This is a genomic window from Ureibacillus sp. FSL K6-0165 (genome assembly GCF_038004285.1).
Lineage (GTDB): Bacteria > Bacillota > Bacilli > Bacillales_A > Planococcaceae > Ureibacillus > Ureibacillus thermosphaericus.
Map to the genome: position 1 here is coordinate 772,813 of NZ_JBBOQS010000001.1, position 18,013 is coordinate 790,825.

An 18,013-nucleotide genomic window follows, 5' to 3' on the forward strand; every position below is an offset into this window, starting at 1 on the left:
ATGAAAAAGTGTTGACTTTCATGAATGAAAGATGTTAATATATAAAAGTCGTCGAAAGACAGCGAAATATGTCAAATGAACCTTGAAAACTGAACAACAAAACGTTAATGCAATAAATTATCTAGTTGTTAACCCTCGTTGACAAACTAGATTCGGACATTAAATTTTGAGCAAATCAAATTTTCTTTTATGGAGAGTTTGATCCTGGCTCAGGACGAACGCTGGCGGCGTGCCTAATACATGCAAGTCGAGCGAACCAATTGAAAGCCTAGCTTTCATGAGGTTAGCGGCGGACGGGTGAGTAACACGTGGGTAACCTGCCCTATAGACTGGGATAACTCGCGGAAACGCGTGCTAATACCGGATAATACATGAAAGTGCATGCTTTGATGTTGAAAGATGGTTCTGCTATCACTATAGGATGGGCCCGCGGCGCATTAGCTTGTTGGTGGGGTAACGGCCTACCAAGGCGACGATGCGTAGCCGACCTGAGAGGGTGATCGGCCACACTGGGACTGAGACACGGCCCAGACTCCTACGGGAGGCAGCAGTAGGGAATCTTCCACAATGGGCGAAAGCCTGATGGAGCAACGCCGCGTGAGCGAAGAAGGTCTTCGGATCGTAAAGCTCTGTTGTAAGGGAAGAACAAGTGCAGTAGTAACTGGCTGCACCTTGACGGTACCTTACTAGAAAGCCACGGCTAACTACGTGCCAGCAGCCGCGGTAATACGTAGGTGGCAAGCGTTGTCCGGAATTATTGGGCGTAAAGCGCGCGCAGGCGGTCTCTTAAGTCTGATGTGAAAGCCCCCGGCTTAACCGGGGAGGGTCATTGGAAACTGGGAGACTTGAGTGCAGGAGAGGGAAGCGGAATTCCATGTGTAGCGGTGAAATGCGTAGAGATATGGAGGAACACCAGTGGCGAAGGCGGCTTCCTGGCCTGTAACTGACGCTGAGGCGCGAAAGCGTGGGGAGCAAACAGGATTAGATACCCTGGTAGTCCACGCCGTAAACGATGAGTGCTAAGTGTTAGGGGGTTTCCACCCCTTAGTGCTGCAGCTAACGCATTAAGCACTCCGCCTGGGGAGTACGGTCGCAAGACTGAAACTCAAAGGAATTGACGGGGGCCCGCACAAGCGGTGGAGCATGTGGTTTAATTCGAAGCAACGCGAAGAACCTTACCAGGTCTTGACATCCCGCTGACCGCTATGGAGACATAGCCTTCCCTTCGGGGACAGCGGTGACAGGTGGTGCATGGTTGTCGTCAGCTCGTGTCGTGAGATGTTGGGTTAAGTCCCGCAACGAGCGCAACCCTTGTCCTTAGTTGCCATCATTCAGTTGGGCACTCTAAGGAGACTGCCGTACAAATACGGAGGAAGGTGGGGATGACGTCAAATCATCATGCCCCTTATGACCTGGGCTACACACGTGCTACAATGGACGGTACAAACGGTCGCGAAGTCGCGAGACGGAGCCAATCCGAAAAAACCGTTCTCAGTTCGGATTGCAGGCTGCAACTCGCCTGCATGAAGCCGGAATCGCTAGTAATCGCGGATCAGCATGCCGCGGTGAATACGTTCCCGGGCCTTGTACACACCGCCCGTCACACCACGAGAGTCTGTAACACCCGAAGTCGGTGAGGTAACCCTTTCGGGAGCCAGCCGCCGAAGGTGGGACAGATGATTGGGGTGAAGTCGTAACAAGGTAGCCGTATCGGAAGGTGCGGCTGGATCACCTCCTTTCTAAGGATATTTACGGAAGCATTAGCGTTTTGTGTTCAGTTTTGAAGGTTTATGACCTTCAAAGTTATAGTGTTGTTCTTTGAAAACTGGATAAACGACATTGAAAGCAAGATATTTACTGTAAAGCGTAAACAACTAGGCTAACACGACGTAAATGCGACGTGGATTAAAAGCCGTAAGGGTTGCGAGACGCAAGCAAGACAAGGAAATGAGCGAGTGAGAACCGGAGTGTACTATATGCGTACATGAGGATTCGAACGAGCGAAATTGACGAAGTATTGCGCAGCGTATCGAAAACCGAAAAGGTTAAGTTGTTAAGGGCGCACGGTGGATGCCTTGGCACTAGGAGCCGATGAAGGACGGGACTAACACCGATATGCTTCGGGGAGCTGTAAGTAAGCTTTGATCCGGAGATTTCCGAATGGGGGAACCCACTGTTCGTAATGGAACAGTATCTTAACGTGAATCCATAGCGTTAAGAAGGCACACCCAGGGAACTGAAACATCTAAGTACCTGGAGGAGAAGAAAGAAAAATCGATTCCCTGAGTAGCGGCGAGCGAAACGGGAACAGCCCAAACCAAGAGGCTTGCCTCTTGGGGTTGTAGGACACTCTATACGGAGTTACAAAAGGATGGGTTAGACGAACCGTTCTGGAAAGGACGGCCAGAGAAGGTAAAAGCCCTGTAGTCGAAAATCCATCCTCTCCTGAGTGGATCCTGAGTACGGCGGAACACGTGAAATTCCGTCGGAATCCGGGAGGACCATCTCCCAAGGCTAAATACTCCCTAGTGACCGATAGTGAACCAGTACCGTGAGGGAAAGGTGAAAAGCACCCCGGGAGGGGAGTGAAAGAGAACCTGAAACCGTGTGCCTACAAGTAGTCAGAGCCCGTTAACGGGTGATGGCGTGCCTTTTGTAGAATGAACCGGCGAGTTACGATTACGTGCAAGGTTAAGCAGAAGATGCGGAGCCGCAGCGAAAGCGAGTCTGAATAGGGCGTTTTGAGTACGTGGTCGTAGACCCGAAACCAGGTGATCTACCCATGTCCAGGGTGAAGGTGAGGTAACACTCACTGGAGGCCCGAACCCACGCACGTTGAAAAGTGCGGGGATGAGGTGTGGGTAGCGGAGAAATTCCAATCGAACTTGGAGATAGCTGGTTCTCTCCGAAATAGCTTTAGGGCTAGCCTCGTGTGAAGAATACTGGAGGTAGAGCACTGTTTGGACTAGGGGCCCACCTCGGGTTACCGAATTCAGACAAACTCCGAATGCCAGCTATTTATACACGGGAGTCAGACTACGAGTGATAAGATCCGTGGTCAAAAGGGAAACAGCCCAGACCACCAGCTAAGGTCCCAAAGTAATCGTTAAGTGGAAAAGGATGTGGCGTTGCTTAGACAACCAGGATGTTGGCTTAGAAGCAGCCATCATTTAAAGAGTGCGTAATAGCTCACTGGTCGAGTGACGCTGCGCCGAAAATGTAACGGGGCTAAACGATTCACCGAAGCTGTGGATTCGTGCGTTGCACGAGTGGTAGGAGAGCGTTCTAAGTGCGTCGAAGTCAGACCGGAAGGACTGGTGGAGCGCTTAGAAGTGAGAATGCCGGTATGAGTAGCGAAAGATGGGTGAGAATCCCATCCACCGAATGACTAAGGTTTCCTGAGGAAGGCTCGTCCGCTCAGGGTTAGTCGGGACCTAAGTCGAGGCCGAAAGGCGTAGACGATGGACAACAGGTTGATATTCCTGTACCACCTCCCCGCCGTTTGAGTGATGGGGGGACGCAGGAGGATAGGGAATGCACGCCGTTGGTCGAGCGTGTCCAAGCAGCAAGGCGTGGAAGTAGGCAAATCCGCTTCCTAATACGCTGAGCTGTGATGGGGAGCGCGTTACGCGCGAAGTTCCTGATTTCACACTGCCAAGAAAAGCCTCTAGCGAGGCGGGAGGTGCCCGTACCGCAAACCGACACAGGTAGTCGAGGAGAGAATCCTAAGGTGAGCGAGAGAACTCTCGTTAAGGAACTCGGCAAAATGACCCCGTAACTTCGGGAGAAGGGGTGCTCATTGGGGTGCAAGCCCTGATGAGCCGCAGTGAATAGGCCCAGGCGACTGTTTAGCAAAAACACAGGTCTCTGCAAAACCGTAAGGTGAAGTATAGGGGCTGACGCCTGCCCGGTGCTGGAAGGTTAAGAGGAGGAGTTAGCGCAAGCGAAGCTCCGAATTGAAGCCCCAGTAAACGGCGGCCGTAACTATAACGGTCCTAAGGTAGCGAAATTCCTTGTCGGGTAAGTTCCGACCCGCACGAAAGGCGTAACGATCTGGGCACTGTCTCAACGAGAGACTCGGTGAAATTATAGTACCTGTGAAGATGCAGGTTACCCGCGACAGGACGGAAAGACCCCGTGGAGCTTTACTGTAACCTGATATTGAATTTCGGTGCAACTTGTACAGGATAGGTAGGAGCCGTAGAAGGGGGAGCGCCAGCTTCCCTGGAGGCGCCCTTGGGATACTACCCTGGTTGTACTGAAATTCTAACCCGCAAGCCTGATCGGCTTGGGAGACAGTGTCAGGTGGACAGTTTGACTGGGGCGGTCGCCTCCTAAAAGGTAACGGAGGCGCCCAAAGGTTCCCTCAGAATGGTTGGAAATCATTCGCAGAGTGTAAAGGCATAAGGGAGCTTGACTGCGAGACCTACAAGTCGAGCAGGGTCGAAAGACGGGCTTAGTGATCCGGTGGTTCCGCATGGAAGGGCCATCGCTCAACGGATAAAAGCTACCCCGGGGATAACAGGCTTATCTCCCCCAAGAGTCCACATCGACGGGGAGGTTTGGCACCTCGATGTCGGCTCATCGCATCCTGGGGCTGTAGTCGGTCCCAAGGGTTGGGCTGTTCGCCCATTAAAGCGGTACGCGAGCTGGGTTCAGAACGTCGTGAGACAGTTCGGTCCCTATCCGTCGTGGGCGTAGGAAATTTGAGAGGAGCTGTCCTTAGTACGAGAGGACCGGGATGGACACACCGCTGGTGTACCAGTTGTCTTGCCAAAGGCACCGCTGGGTAGCTATGTGTGGACGGGATAAGTGCTGAAAGCATCTAAGCATGAAGCCCCCCTCAAGATGAGATTTCCCATTGCATAAGCAAGTAAGATCCCTCAAAGACGATGAGGTAGATAGGTCCGAGGTGGAAGCACGGTGACGTGTGGAGCTGACGGATACTAATCGATCGAGGACTTAACCAATCATTTCAATGTCGTTATCCAGTTTTGAGAGAATAACCTCTCTGAAATTACATACATAATCAAATGAGTCTAGTGACGATGGCAAAGAGGTCACACCCGTTCCCATACCGAACACGGAAGTTAAGCTCTTTAGCGCCGATGGTAGTAAGGGGCTTCCCCTTGTGAGAGTAGGACGTTGCTAGGCTCAAAAAGCTATTACTGACGTAAGGTCGGTAGTGGCTTTTTTTATGCCCCTTACTACCAAGGACTGAAAGTCCGATCGGCGCGATAGAGGAGTGGCATTTAAAACGAAAGAAAAACAATTATTTGGAGGAAACGAGAAGCACGGAGACCAAGAAGTTCAAGGAAGCGAGGAAGCCCGGAGCGGAGCGTACAGAGTACGTGAGCACCGGACTGCCGAAGCTGACACAGAAATTCGCCGGTCAACGTGCTTCGGAGTTAGCGCCGATGGTAGAAAGGGGCCCTCCTTGTGAGAGTAGGACGTTGCTAGGCTCAAAAAGCTATTACTGACGTAAGGTCGGTAGTGGCTTTTTTTATGCCCCTTACTACCAAGGACTGAAAGTCCGATCGGCGCGATAGAGGAGTGGCATTTAAAACGAAAGAAAAACAATTATTTGGAGGAAACGAGAAGCACGGAGACCAAGAAGTTCAAGGAAGCGAGGAAGCCCGGAGCGGAGCGTACAGAGTACGTGAGCACCGGACTGCCGAAGCTGACACAGAAATTCGCCGGTCAACGTGCTTCGGAGTTAGCGCCGATGGTAGAAAGGGGTTCCCTCGTGAGAGTAGGACGTTGTTTTTTAATATGCCACTGTAAAATGCCAATTTCACAAGTGAAAACCCAACGGTTTAAAAAAACAATAAATAGTTAATATTTACAGCATTTAATTGAAAATAACAACAAGGACAAAAAGTCCACTCGAGTTCAATAAACCGCAGTACAACTAAAGAAACACTACAAAAGAAAAAGCATATATAACATTTAATTTCAATAAAAAAGAGAAGATACAGTGTACGAGCACCGGACTGCGGAAGCTGACACAGAAATTCACTGGTCAACGTGCTTCGGAGTTAGCGCCGATGGTAGAAAGGGGCCCTCCTTGTGAGAGTAGGACGTTGTTTTTTAATATGCCACTGTAAAATGCCAATTTCACAAGTGAAAACCCAACGGTTTAAAAAAACAATAAATAGTTAATATTTACAGCATTTAATTGAAAATAACAACAAGGACAAAAAGTCCACTCGAGTTCAATAAACCGCAGTACAACTAAAGAAACACTACAAAAGAAAAAGCATATATAACATTTAATTTCAATAAAAAAGAGAAGATACAGTGTACGAGCACCGGACTGCGGGAAGCTGACACAGAAATTCGCCGGTCAACGTGCTTCGGAGTTAACGCCGATGGTAGAAAGGGGCCCCCCTTGTGAGGGTAGGACGTTGCTTTTCCATAATACCACGGCAAAGTGGTGCTTATTTCGCAAGTAAAAATCTAACGGTTTAAAAGATGAGAGCAAAATAACATTTAGCGGCAAAAAAATATAATAATCCACTTGTAAAAATGATAAAAATGGATATAATATATTTTGTATGCAATAACATTATAAATTTTTCATTGTTCCGAAGTAGCTCAGTGGTAGAGCAATCGGCTGTTAACCGATTGGTCGTAGGTTCGAATCCTACCTTCGGAGCCATTTTTTTTTGCATTTTTACAATAACAATGCCTCTATCAATTTTCTTACAATATCGTTAACACCATTCTATTAGATATATTCCAAATTCCTCAGCAAAACATCTATTATTTTTAAATACAGTTTCCATGTTTACAATACAATATAAAGTATACAAGTAGGAAAAATTTTATAATAGAAGAATAGTTTATTTATTTTATGATAAAACAATTTTCTTAAATCAGCACAACACTATTAATGTTCCATATGACTAAAATATCATATTAGAATAATTTAATATTTTATACCCTCTTACTAATAAAAAGTAAGGGGGTATTTTGTTATAAAAAATCTCAAAAATTAGAAAATTTTATTCATAAATAAGAAAAAAGATTAGTATATTATACAAAACATCTCATCTATTAACTGCTAATGTAACTAATAAACTAAAAGGGGGAACTTTATTGGGGCCGATATTGGAGATAGAAAATGTTTCATTACACTTTGGAGGAGTGAAAGCTTTAGATCAAGTTTCATTTCATATTAACGAAGGAGAAATATTCTCACTTATAGGTCCAAATGGTGCGGGAAAGACAAGCATGTTGAATTGTATTAGTGGATTGTATCATCCAACAAGCGGCTCAATCCGCTATAAAGGGAAAGATATAACTAATATGAAACCTTATGAACGAACAACCCTTGGAATTGCACGGGCTTTCCAAAATATTGCGTTATTTGCGCATATGTCAGTATTGGACAATATTAAATTAGGTAGACATACATTAATGAAATCAGGTGTGTTTAGTGGTGGAATTTATGTTGGTAAAGCATCAAAAGAAGAAATAGAACATCGTGAAAAAGTAGAAGAAGTAATAGAGTTTTTAGAGTTACAGGATATTCGACATAAACCAGTTGGCACTCTTCCATATGGACTACAAAAGAGAGTAGAAGTAGGCCGAGCGTTAGCCTTAAATCCCGAGCTGATTTTATTGGACGAACCAATGGCTGGGATGAATGGTGCCGAAAAAGAAAGAATGTCTCAATTTATATTAGATATGCATGAAGTCATGAAAATTACAGTAGTACTTATTGAACATGATTTAGGTGTTGTAATGAGCTTATCTAATCACATCGCAGTGTTGGATTTTGGGAAACGCATAGGTTTTGGAACACCTAAGGAAGTAAGAGAAAATCCAGATGTAATAAAAGCTTATATTGGAGAAGAAACAGTTATTTGAAGGGGGAAAAACATGGTAACAACGGTCACGTTACCGTCACTTTTATTTGAACGAGCGAAAATCGAATCTTTAGGAGTAGCTTTTAGACAGAAACAATTGGGAATATGGAAAGAAATCACGTGGAGCCATTACTTAGAGAATGTAAAGAGATTATCGATTGCTTTACAGAAACATTATGATTTTAAAGAAGGGGAAACGCTAGCCATTATAGGGGAAAATAAACCACAATGGCTATATGCTCAGCTTGCAGCACAGACAATTGGTGGAATATCAGTAGGAATTTATCAAGAATCTTTACCAGAGCAAATTCGATTTTATTTGAATGATACAAGACCGAGAATCGTCATTGTTGAAGATAAGGAGCAAGTGGATAAATTATTAGCAATTGAAAATGAAGTCCCATTCATAGAACATATTGTTTATTATGATGCTCGAGGTTTAAGACATTATCGTCACCCAAAACTAATTTACTTGGAAGAATTACTGAATATTGGTGCAGAACGATTAAAAGAACATCCGAATTTTTTCGAAGAACAGATTTGCCTTTTAGAAGAGCAAAGAGAAGCGCTTATTTCCTACAGTGCCGCAACAAGTGGAAACCCAAAAGCAGCCGTATACACCCATTATCAACTAATTGAAGCAGCCAAAAATTTAACTCAACTAGATGAAATGAAAAAAACGGATGATTATTTTTCATTTCTCCCGCTTGCTTGGATACATGAGCAAATTATGGGGATTGTGGTTCCTTTAGTTATTGGGTTGACAGTAAATTTCCCTGAACGTTCGGATACAGTTATTGGTGATTTAAGAGAAATTGGACCACAAACAATAATTGCTTCTCCGAGAGTGTATCAATCGATCATGTCAAATGTTCAAGTTCGTATGGAAGGAGCTAGTTGGTTCAAAAGAAAAGTATATCAACTATTTAAAAAATATGGTGATAAGCGCGCAAAGGCAAAGTTGGAGAATCTCCAGCTTACTGCATTTGAACGTTTTATGTACTTCCTTGGAGATGTCATTATTTTTAGTGCAATTCGCGATCATTTAGGTTTAGCGAGAACGAGAAGAGCATATGTTGCAGGAGCAGCATTGCACCCTGAAGCATTATATTTTTATCATAGCATCGGTGTAAATGTGAAGCAGACGTATGGTGGAACAGAAGTAGCGGGAATTGCCATTGTTCAACGAGATGATGATATCAAAGTGGGCAGTTCTGGTATGGCGCTTCCAAATACGGAAGTAAAAATTGGAGAAGATGGACTAGTATATTTAAAAAACAATGCCATTTTCTCTAGATATTTAAACGATGAACATCAGGAATTGGTGATTGATGGATGGATTTCCCTTGGAGATAAAGGTTTCATTGATAAGGATGGTCATCTCTATATTTTGGATAGAAAAGAAGATGTGATCGTCATGCCAAAAGGAGAAATTTATCCTCACAAAATTGAAAATATATTAAAGTCCAGTCCATATATTCAAGAAGCGATTGTGTTTGGAAAAAATCGTCCATTTTTATCTGCACTTATTAATATCGATATGACTACTGTTGGAAGATGGGCGGCTAAAGAGCGCATAGTATATACAGAATTTTCTGATTTATCAGTAAATAATAGAGTGATTGAATTAATTCAACAAGAAGTAAAAAGGTTAATGGAGGAATTACCTCCACAAGAACGGGTAAAGCGATTTATCATTTTACACAAACAATTTTCAGCAGATGCAGGAGAACTGACAAGAACATTAAAAATTCGAAGGAATTTCGTTGAAAATGCTTATAAAGAGCTAATCGATGCAATGTATTCAAATAATCAATTGATTCAAGTGCGCATATCGGAAACAGAACCAGTAGAGGAGCTTCCATTGCGCATCGTTCAATTGGAGCAGAATTTGGAGGTGCCTGAGGATGTTCTTCTTGCAAATGCTTATTAATGGAATTGTCGTTGGTAGTATTTATGGTCTTGTAGCTCTCGGTTTTGTTTTGATTTACCGAGCCAGTGGAGCGCTAAACCTAGCTAATGGTGAATTTGTATTATTTGGACCATATGTTTGTTTAGTCATTATGACGGCTTTAAACGTGCCTTTCCTTGTTGCATTTATAGGGACGTTATTATTTAGTGCATTTTTAGGGTTAGTCGTTGAGCGACTAGTCATTCGGCAATTACAAAATGCACCGACAATTTCTGTCATTATGGCAACACTAGGATTATCAAGTTTACTAGCTGGTGCTGTTCATATTATTTGGGGACATACAACTAGAACTTTTCCACCGGTGTTCCCGCAGACGCCGCTGAATATAGGAGGAATCATAATTACACCAGTCTATTTATGGTCCTTTATTATTGTCATGATTTTATTAGTTATTTTTTCAATTTTTTTCAAATACTCCAAAATTGGTCTAGCGATGCGTGCGGTTGCAGACGATCGACAAGCTGCATTATCCATGGGGATGAGCGTAAAGTTCGTTTTAGCGATGACTTGGATGATTGCCTCCATGGTAGCCGCAATAGGAGGAATATTGCTTGGAAATATTAATGGAGTTAGCCCTACTATGTCAGCAATTGGTTTAACAGTATTACCGGTTGTGATTCTTGGAGGACTTGATAGTGTAATGGGGGCAATTATTGGAGGTTTTCTCATTGGCATTATACAAAACTTGGCAGGAGGTTATTTAGATCCTCTCGTAGGAGGAGGATTAAAAGATGTAGTGCCATTTATTGTGGTTCTATTAATCCTAATGTTAAAACCACATGGCTTGTTTGGTAGCCGTGGTATTGAGAGGGTGTGACGTTGTTGAGGAATTTGTTTGTAAGAGAATGTGGAAATTACAAAACATCCTATAAAGATGATATGAAACTCTTTGGAACGAAGAGTGAAATCGTAAAATGGCTTTTTTTGTTCATCATTTTACTAACATTACCGCTCTACGTATCGAATTATTGGGTAGGGCTTCTTACCCTTTGTGCTATTTCCGCTATCGGTGCAATTGGCTTAAACATTTTAACCGGATTTACTGGACAAATCTCTATCGGAGTTGGTGCATTTTTAGGGGTAGGAGGATATACAACAGCGATACTCACTACAACTTATGGTTTAAGTTTCTGGGTTTCTCTCCCGCTAGCTGGTATTGTGACAGCATTGGTTGGAGGATTGTTTGGAATTCCATCTTTAAGACTAAAAGGGTTATATTTAGCCATTGCCACATTGGCAGCACAAGTGATTATTACATTCATCATCAGCCGATGGGATAGCGTCACAGGTGGAACAGCAGGAATGGTATTGAGCAGGCCTAGTATCGGAAGCTATTCTTTCATGTCTAACGCATCTTATTATTATTTATCGATTATCATTTTGATTTTAACCGTCATATATTCGGTGAATTTATTGAGAACGAGAGTCGGGCGAGCCTTTTTAGCTGTTCGAGATCGAGATATTGCTGCGCAGATTATGGGGATTAACTTATTCTACTATAAAGTACTAGCCTTTATTATAAGTTCCTTTTTCGTTGGGATTGCAGGAGCATTATTAGCTCATTACACAATGATTGTGAGTCCTGAACTATACAATATCCATGTTTCCATTCAATACCTCGCCATGGTGTTGATTGGTGGGTTAGGAAGCATTTTAGGATCTATTTTAGGGGCTATATTCATTACCCTTTTACCTGTTGGACTAACATCTATTGTTGATTTGTTAACTGCATACATGCCTAACTTATACCAATTATTCTCAGCCTTTAAAGAATTTGTTTTCGGTTTAGCGATTATTCTGTTTTTAATTTTTGAACCGGGTGGTTTAGCTCATATTTGGCATAACATAAAAAACTATTTCAGAGTTTGGCCATTCTCTTATTAAGTTAGTTAATAAATTTTATATAAAAAAGGGGGATTTTGGTTTGAAAAGCAAACAACTTTTGGGGATTATGCTAGGGGTGTTGCTCATCATCCTTTCAGCTTGTGGAGGTGGAGACTCAGCAAATCCAAGCACTTCAAACGATGGTAGTTCATCGAATTCGAGCGATAGTGGAGGCAAACGCACAGTCGTTGTTGGAGGTTTGTATGATATCACAGGTGGTACTGGAGATGTAGGAACACCTTATGCGGAAGGAGAAAAAGCATATTTTGAGTATCTAGAAATGAAAGGCGGAGTGGAAGGACTTGACCTAAAATTAATCGGTAAAGATTACGCCTACCAAATTCCAGAAGCGCAAAAAATTTATCAAGAATTGCGTGATAAGGAAAAGGCTGTTGCTATTTTAGGTTGGGGTACAGGTGACACGGAAGCTTTAAGACAGCAAGTAGCTACAGACCAATTACCATTTATTTCAGCTTCTTACTCTGAAAACTTGAAAAATATTAATGAAAGTCCATACAATTTCTTAACAGCTGCTTCCTATTCAGATCAAGGACGAGCAATTCTTAAATGGATTGTTGAAAACCATGAAGGAGACGATGCTCCAACTTTAGCATTGCTTTACAATGACACAGCATTTGGGCGTTCACCAATTGAAGATATTAAAGAATATGCAAAAGAAGTTGGAGTGGAAGTAGTTGATGAACAAGTTATTGATGTTCAAGCAACAGAAGCTCAATCTCAATTGTTAAATATAGAAAAGAAAAATCCAGATTATGCTATTATTCAACAAACTTGGGGAGCTACATCTACAATTTTACGTGATGCAAAAACATTAGGCATTGATACGCAATTTATCGGATTAAACTGGGCAGCAGGTGAAGGAATTATTGATATTGCAGGTGCAGATGTTGCAGAAGGATATATAGGTATCCTTTCCCATGCATTCCCGTATGAAGATATGCCTGGTATGGCGGAGATCAAAGAATATTTAGATGCAAAAGGTAAGACAGTTGATGATATTAACCAAAAATTTGTACAAGGATGGGTTGCAGCAAAAATTATGGTTGAAGCAATTAAAATCGCTGCAGAAAAATATCCTGAAGGCGATTTAACAGGACCACAAATTCGCGAAGGTCTTGAATCCATTCAAAACTTAGATTTAGGCGGTTTAGCTGCAAATGTATCCTTTGCTCCAGATAATCATGCTGGTACAGAAATGACTCGACTTGGTATTGTGAAAAACGGAAAATGGGAGCCAATTACTGATTACTTCAGCTATAAAGATTGAAAAAATCAAAATTAATGAAAGGGACAACATTCTATTGTCCCTTTTTCTCTTTAACGATTGATGGAAGGAGATAAAAAAATGCTTCGTGTGAGTAATTTAGAAGCGGTTTATCAAAAAATGATTCTAGCATTGCGAGGAATTTCGCTTAATGTTAAAGAAGGGCAAATAGTTGCACTGCTTGGCAGTAATGGTGCGGGGAAATCAACAACTTTAAAAGCCATTTCAGGTTTATTGGCTGCAGAAGACGGACATATTACGGACGGAACAATTGAATTTCAAGGAGAAATCATAAACAATATTTCTCCCGATCAGTTGGTGAAAAAGGGAATCTTTTTGTGTATGGAAGGTCGTAGAATATTTAAAGATTTAACGGTGGAAGAAAATTTATATGCAGGAGCATATACAAGAAAAGATCGCTCTTCAATTAAAAGTGACATTGAAAAGATTTATGAATATTTCCCAAAATTAAAAATGCTTGAACATCGAAAAGCAGGTTACTTATCTGGTGGAGAACAACAAATGTTGGCCATTGGCAGAGGACTTATGGCAAAACCAAAATTATTACTGCTTGATGAACCATCACTGGGCATTGCCCCATTGCTTGTAAAGGAAATTTTTGAGAATATAAAAAAGATTAACGAAGAAGAAGGTTTGACGATATTAGTCGTCGAACAGAATGCTAACATCGCCCTTTCTATAGCACATTATGGATATATTATCGAAAATGGTAGGGTTGTAATGAAAGGTGAAGCATCGGCATTATTAGAAGATAAAAATATTAGTGAACATTATTTAGGCACTGGAAAAGATATAAAAGAAGGTAGAAGCAATCGGCGCCGACAAAGAATTGTTTGGTAAGAAGTATTTACAATTATAGAATTGGCTACCTTAAAGGTATTAGTATACTTTTAAGGTAGTTATAAATTTTTTTGAAAAAAATTTAATTTTTCTATTGCATAGTTCAGTAATACATGATAATATAATTCTTGTCTTGTTAAGGAGACAATGGCCCGTTGGTCAAGTGGTTAAGACACCGCCCTTTCACGGCGGTAACACGGGTTCGAATCCCGTACGGGTCATTATTTTTTATTAATTTAGGAGGATTAGCTCAGCTGGGAGAGCACCTGCCTTACAAGCAGGGGGTCGGCGGTTCGATCCCGTCATCCTCCACCATATATTGTTTGGATATACATTTGGAGGGGTAGCGAAGTGGCTAAACGCGACGGACTGTAAATCCGTTCCCTTTGGGTTCGGCGGTTCGAATCCGCCCCCCTCCACCATTTATTGGGGTATAGCCAAGCGGTAAGGCACCGGATTTTGATTCCGTCATGCCCAGGTTCGAATCCTGGTACCCCAGCCACTAAAATAATATTGCTTAAGATTGTATATTACCCTTCAATAAAGTGTTAATCGAATAAATAATTTTAACTAGTCAATCCTTTACTCAATGAGTAAAGGATTTTTTTTATTGTATAAAGGTCAAGAGTACACGAAAAACTATAATTTAATTCCATGCTTACAAGTTTAATGGATTGGTTAAAACGTATTTTTGAAATACATTCTATATGAAGAAATCGCTATATTCTGTGTTTTTTTATGTATATTTATACAATTTTTTGTCAAGTTGAGTCAAACCATCATTCTCTTATAGAATTAAATTTATCAGGGGGTGTTTTTATGGAAAGAAAAAAAATATCAATTATAGGAGTTCCATCAGATTATGGTCAACAACGTAGAGGGGTAGATATGGGGCCAAGCGCGATGAGATACGCTGGCGCAATTGAAAGATTAGAAAGATTAGGATATGAAGTGATTGATGAAGGAAATGTATCAGTTCATAAAACGAAAAAAAGTGAGATTAGCGATAAGAAATTGTTAAATTTAGAAGAAGTTCTAGAGGTTAGTGAAAAATTAGCGGACAAAGTGGATGAAGTTATTCAGCAAGGAAGATTTCCTGTAATTCTTGGAGGAGACCATAGTATCTCTATCGGTTCCATTGCTGGAATAAGAAAACATTATAACAATTTAGGTGTTATTTGGTTTGATGCTCATACAGACATTAATACTTCGGAAACAACTCCTTCCGGAAATATTCATGGTATGCCTTTAGCGGTAAACCTTGGACTTGGTGATGAACGATTAATTAATATCGCAAAAATTGCACCAACGATTAAATATGAAAATGTGGTCATTATAGGCGCTCGTTCGATTGATGAGGGAGAAAGAGCTTTAATTAAAGAAAAGGGGATTAAAATTTTTACAATGCATGAAATCGATCGAGTGGGTATGACAAAAGTAATAGAAGAAACAGTGGCATATTTAAGAGAGCGGGAAGTTGATGGGGTGCATATTTCCATTGATTTAGATGCTTTGGACCCTATCTATACACCTGGAGTAGGAACGCCAGTACCTGGAGGAATTACTTATCGAGAAAGCCACTTAGCAATGGAAATGTTGGAAGAGGCAAAAATTATTACTTCATGCGAATTTGTGGAAGTAAATCCAATTCTTGATGAGCGCAATAAAACTGCTGATACTGCGGTAGCATTAATGGGGTCGTTGCTAGGCGAAAAATTAGTGTAAAATGCACTATTTATTTGATAAATTTGGTATTTTATACTTTATTAGGGTCAGAATTCTTTTTTTGTATTTTAAATAAAAATGAAACTTTGTGAAGAATTCATTCGTATATTACGTTAAGCCAAAAAAGGTGGAGAGAAACACATGGATGCGTTAGTGAACAAAAGAATAAAGCAAGTGCTAAAAGGTGATCAAAACGCATTTTCAGATATTGTGAGCCTCTACCAGCACAAGCTATACCAAATTTGTTATCGAATGCTTGGAAATAAGCAAGAGGCGGAAGATATTGCTCAAGAAGCTTTTGTTCGGGCGTATATTAATTTACATACGTTCGATCAAAATAGGAAATTTTCAACTTGGCTTTATCGCATAGCAACGAACCTGTGTATAGATCGAATTCGTAAGAAAAAACCAGATTACTATTTAGATGCTGAGGTAGATGGCACTGATGGATTAAATATGTATTCACATATTGCAAATGAAGAAGATCTACCTGAAGATGTAGCTCTCCAAATGGAATTTCAAGAACGCATCCAATATGAAATTAGCAGGTTACCTGAGAAATATCGTACGGTGATAGTACTAAAATATATTGAAGAATGTTCTCTTCAAGAAATAAGTGAAATACTTGACTTGCCTTTGGGAACGGTGAAAACTAGAATTCATAGAGGTCGTGAAGCGTTAAGAAAGCAGCTTAACAAATTGTAGGAGGGGAATTGCATGAGTACGTGTCCACAACACATTATTGACTATATGCACGAGTATTTAGATGGCGACATTAGCCGTGAACACGAACAAGTGCTAAAACAGCATTTGAAGACATGTACGGAATGTCAACAACATATGCATCAACTGAGTGACACGATTGCATTTATTAAAAGTGCAGCGCATATTACAGCACCTCCACATTTTGAGGAAAAGGTAATGAAGCGTCTGCCTAGACCGAAAAGTCGAGTAGGCGTGCAAAAATGGCTTAGAAGACATCCATTTTTAGTAGCGGCCGCAATGTTTGTTTTATTTATGAGTGCAACGTTATTTGGAAGTTTTAATGATGATAAATTTTCAGTAACGAAACAACCAAACTTAATCGTTGAAGGGCAAACGGTCATTGTTCCTGAAGGTGAAGTCGTAAAAGGTGATATTGTTGTAAAAAACGGAGATATTGTAGTTGAAGGAGAAGTAGATGGCAATATAATCGTCATTAATGGGGAGTATATGGCATCTACGGCAGTTGTATCGGGACAGATTCAAGAAATCGATCAAGTGTTTGAATGGATATGGTATGAGATTAAACGAATGGCATCGGACTTTGTGACACTGTTTGAAAAAGATGAAGAATAAAATAGGAATTGGATTGTTCAGCAGCAAGTAGATGTAACAAAAATTAAATGTGTTTTTAAAGAACTGTAATCTTACATGTGGCGTGGACATATATACAGTTTCTATGCATGCATTCTTCAGGAAAGTAATGTCTGAAAAGTGGCAAAGAAGCATTGCTAGTATGTTCTTCTTTTGAAACAATAATGATTTAAACAAAAAATTATCATCCGAAAATGGATGATAATTTTTTTGTTAGTGCGCCTGGCATGGGTGTAATCTATAGGGTGTAAGTCCCGAACTGTGAAGGCAGAAGTAACAGTTAGCTTAACGCAAGGGTGTCCGTGGTGACGCGGAATCTGAAGGAAGCGAGCGGCAAACTTCCGGTCTGAGGAACACGAACTTCATATAAGGCTAGGTATCATTGGATGAGTTTGCTAAACAAAACAAAGTCCTTTCTGCCAAAGGTGGTACAGAGTAAATGAAGCAGATAGATGGAAGGAAAGATTACATTCTTACCCGGGGAGGTCTGGCGGATATGTGAAGTACGCTTCATAACCTACTTAGTGATAAGTAGCTGAACCGTCAGAAGTCAGCAGAGGTCATAGTATTAGTTGGTTTAGAACTACTAAGAAGGACCGAACAATTAAGAGAGAATAGCCCTTGGCATTCAGTGAGTCATGATGAACACAGAAAACGTAGTACCTCACTTGAGGAAGGAAGCGGTGAATCCCGTGGGAGACCTCTTGGAGGGTGGAGTGACCACTGGCATAAAGAGAACAGCTATTCACGGAAGTTATAAAGACTTGCGTCAATCATCTTAATTGAACCGCCGTATACGGAACCGTACGTACGGTGGTGTGAGAGGACGGGAGTTAATCGCTCCCTCCTACTCGATTTAATCAAAATCGATATTTTTAGACAAGAAAAGAAAAAAAGAAACAATTGATATAAAAGTTTCGTCAATACTATAAAAGCTTTATGGATTTGATTATGATATACTTATTGATAGTATAATTGGGAATTTTTTAAATTTATAAAAATGGAATTTTTTATATACTATTATTATAAAAAATGCATAAACTATATCGCATGTGT

General features: G+C 41.2%; 10 protein-coding genes, 5 tRNA genes and 3 rRNA genes. All 18 read left to right on the forward strand.

Translation table 11 applies throughout. The features are described from left to right. The first annotated feature begins 186 nt into the window (after nt 1–186). The 18 genes from NST00_RS03835 to NST00_RS03920 all read left to right on the forward strand — a co-directional run bounded on the left by NST00_RS03835 (nt 187) and on the right by NST00_RS03920 (nt 17,739). Nucleotides 187–1,739: ribosomal RNA gene (locus NST00_RS03835) — 16S ribosomal RNA — on the forward strand. A gap of 304 nt (nt 1,740–2,043) precedes the next feature. Further along, nucleotides 2,044–4,970 (forward strand): 23S ribosomal RNA (locus tag NST00_RS03840). A 68-nt stretch (nt 4,971–5,038) separates the two neighbouring features. Further along, nucleotides 5,039–5,154, forward strand: a 5S ribosomal RNA gene (gene rrf / locus NST00_RS03845). Together the 16S, 23S and 5S rRNA genes form the textbook arrangement of a ribosomal RNA operon. 1,432 nt (nt 5,155–6,586) lie before the next feature. Continuing rightward, a tRNA-Asn gene (locus NST00_RS03850) sits at nt 6,587–6,661 on the forward strand. A gap of 440 nt (nt 6,662–7,101) precedes the next feature. Then, nucleotides 7,102–7,875, forward strand: a complete 774-nt coding sequence (locus NST00_RS03855) for an ABC transporter ATP-binding protein (RefSeq protein ID WP_016839636.1) — start codon at nt 7,102–7,104, stop codon at nt 7,873–7,875. A gap of 12 nt (nt 7,876–7,887) precedes the next feature. Continuing rightward, nucleotides 7,888–9,807 carry an AMP-dependent synthetase/ligase gene (locus NST00_RS03860; protein ID WP_016839637.1) on the forward strand — a complete coding sequence of 640 codons (1,920 nt, stop codon included), beginning with the start codon at nt 7,888–7,890 and terminating at the stop codon, nt 9,805–9,807. Further along, on the forward strand, nt 9,782–10,663 hold the full coding sequence (locus NST00_RS03865; RefSeq protein ID WP_016839638.1) for a branched-chain amino acid ABC transporter permease: 882 nt from the start codon (nt 9,782–9,784) through the stop codon (nt 10,661–10,663). The genes NST00_RS03860 and NST00_RS03865 overlap by 26 nt, the downstream gene beginning before the upstream one ends. 5 nt (nt 10,664–10,668) lie before the next feature. After that, nucleotides 10,669–11,730: a branched-chain amino acid ABC transporter permease gene (locus NST00_RS03870; RefSeq protein ID WP_026019165.1), complete on the forward strand. Its 1,062-nt coding sequence runs from the start codon at nt 10,669–10,671 to the stop codon at nt 11,728–11,730. A gap of 40 nt (nt 11,731–11,770) precedes the next feature. Continuing rightward, nucleotides 11,771–13,018 carry an ABC transporter substrate-binding protein gene (locus tag NST00_RS03875; RefSeq protein WP_340709649.1) on the forward strand — a complete coding sequence of 416 codons (1,248 nt, stop codon included), beginning with the start codon at nt 11,771–11,773 and terminating at the stop codon, nt 13,016–13,018. Between the two features lie 78 nt (nt 13,019–13,096). Then, on the forward strand, nt 13,097–13,876 hold the full coding sequence (locus tag NST00_RS03880) for an ABC transporter ATP-binding protein (RefSeq protein WP_016839641.1): 780 nt from the start codon (nt 13,097–13,099) through the stop codon (nt 13,874–13,876). Nucleotides 13,877–14,025: 149 nt separating this feature from the next. Beyond that, a tRNA-Glu gene (locus NST00_RS03885) sits at nt 14,026–14,097 on the forward strand. 18 nt (nt 14,098–14,115) lie between these two features. Then, nucleotides 14,116–14,191: transfer RNA gene (locus NST00_RS03890), tRNA-Val, on the forward strand. Nucleotides 14,192–14,213: 22 nt separating this feature from the next. Next, a tRNA-Tyr gene (locus NST00_RS03895) sits at nt 14,214–14,298 on the forward strand. A 5-nt stretch (nt 14,299–14,303) separates the two neighbouring features. After that, nucleotides 14,304–14,378: transfer RNA gene (locus tag NST00_RS03900), tRNA-Gln, on the forward strand. 317 nt (nt 14,379–14,695) lie between these two features. Then, entirely contained in the window at nt 14,696–15,601 is a 906-nt protein-coding gene (gene rocF / locus NST00_RS03905) for an arginase (RefSeq protein ID WP_340709650.1), read from the forward strand. Nucleotides 15,602–15,742: 141 nt separating this feature from the next. Beyond that, nucleotides 15,743–16,306 (forward strand): RNA polymerase sigma factor SigW, encoded by a 564-nt coding sequence (gene sigW, locus NST00_RS03910; RefSeq protein WP_016839643.1) that lies wholly within the window; start codon nt 15,743–15,745, stop codon nt 16,304–16,306. A 12-nt stretch (nt 16,307–16,318) separates the two neighbouring features. After that, complete coding sequence (locus NST00_RS03915; RefSeq protein WP_016839644.1) at nt 16,319–16,939, forward strand: anti-sigma factor family protein; 621 nt, start codon at nt 16,319–16,321, stop codon at nt 16,937–16,939. Between the two features lie 656 nt (nt 16,940–17,595). Continuing rightward, entirely contained in the window at nt 17,596–17,739 is a 144-nt protein-coding gene (locus tag NST00_RS03920; protein WP_172597779.1) for a hypothetical protein, read from the forward strand. Nucleotides 17,740–18,013 lie beyond the last annotated feature (274 nt).

Excerpts from the sequence above, each read along its gene's own strand:
- NST00_RS03860 (WP_016839637.1), top strand. The coding sequence starts at position 7,888 with ATGGTAACAACGGTCACGTTACCGTCACTTTTATTTGAACGAGCGAAA.
- NST00_RS03865 (WP_016839638.1), top strand. The coding sequence starts at position 9,782 with ATGTTCTTCTTGCAAATGCTTATTAATGGAATTGTCGTTGGTAGTATT.
- NST00_RS03880 (WP_016839641.1), top strand. The coding sequence starts at position 13,097 with ATGCTTCGTGTGAGTAATTTAGAAGCGGTTTATCAAAAAATGATTCTA.
- rocF (WP_340709650.1), top strand. The coding sequence starts at position 14,696 with ATGGAAAGAAAAAAAATATCAATTATAGGAGTTCCATCAGATTATGGT.
- sigW (WP_016839643.1), top strand. The coding sequence starts at position 15,743 with ATGGATGCGTTAGTGAACAAAAGAATAAAGCAAGTGCTAAAAGGTGAT.
- NST00_RS03915 (WP_016839644.1), top strand. The coding sequence starts at position 16,319 with ATGAGTACGTGTCCACAACACATTATTGACTATATGCACGAGTATTTA.
- NST00_RS03920 (WP_172597779.1), top strand. The coding sequence starts at position 17,596 with ATGATGAACACAGAAAACGTAGTACCTCACTTGAGGAAGGAAGCGGTG.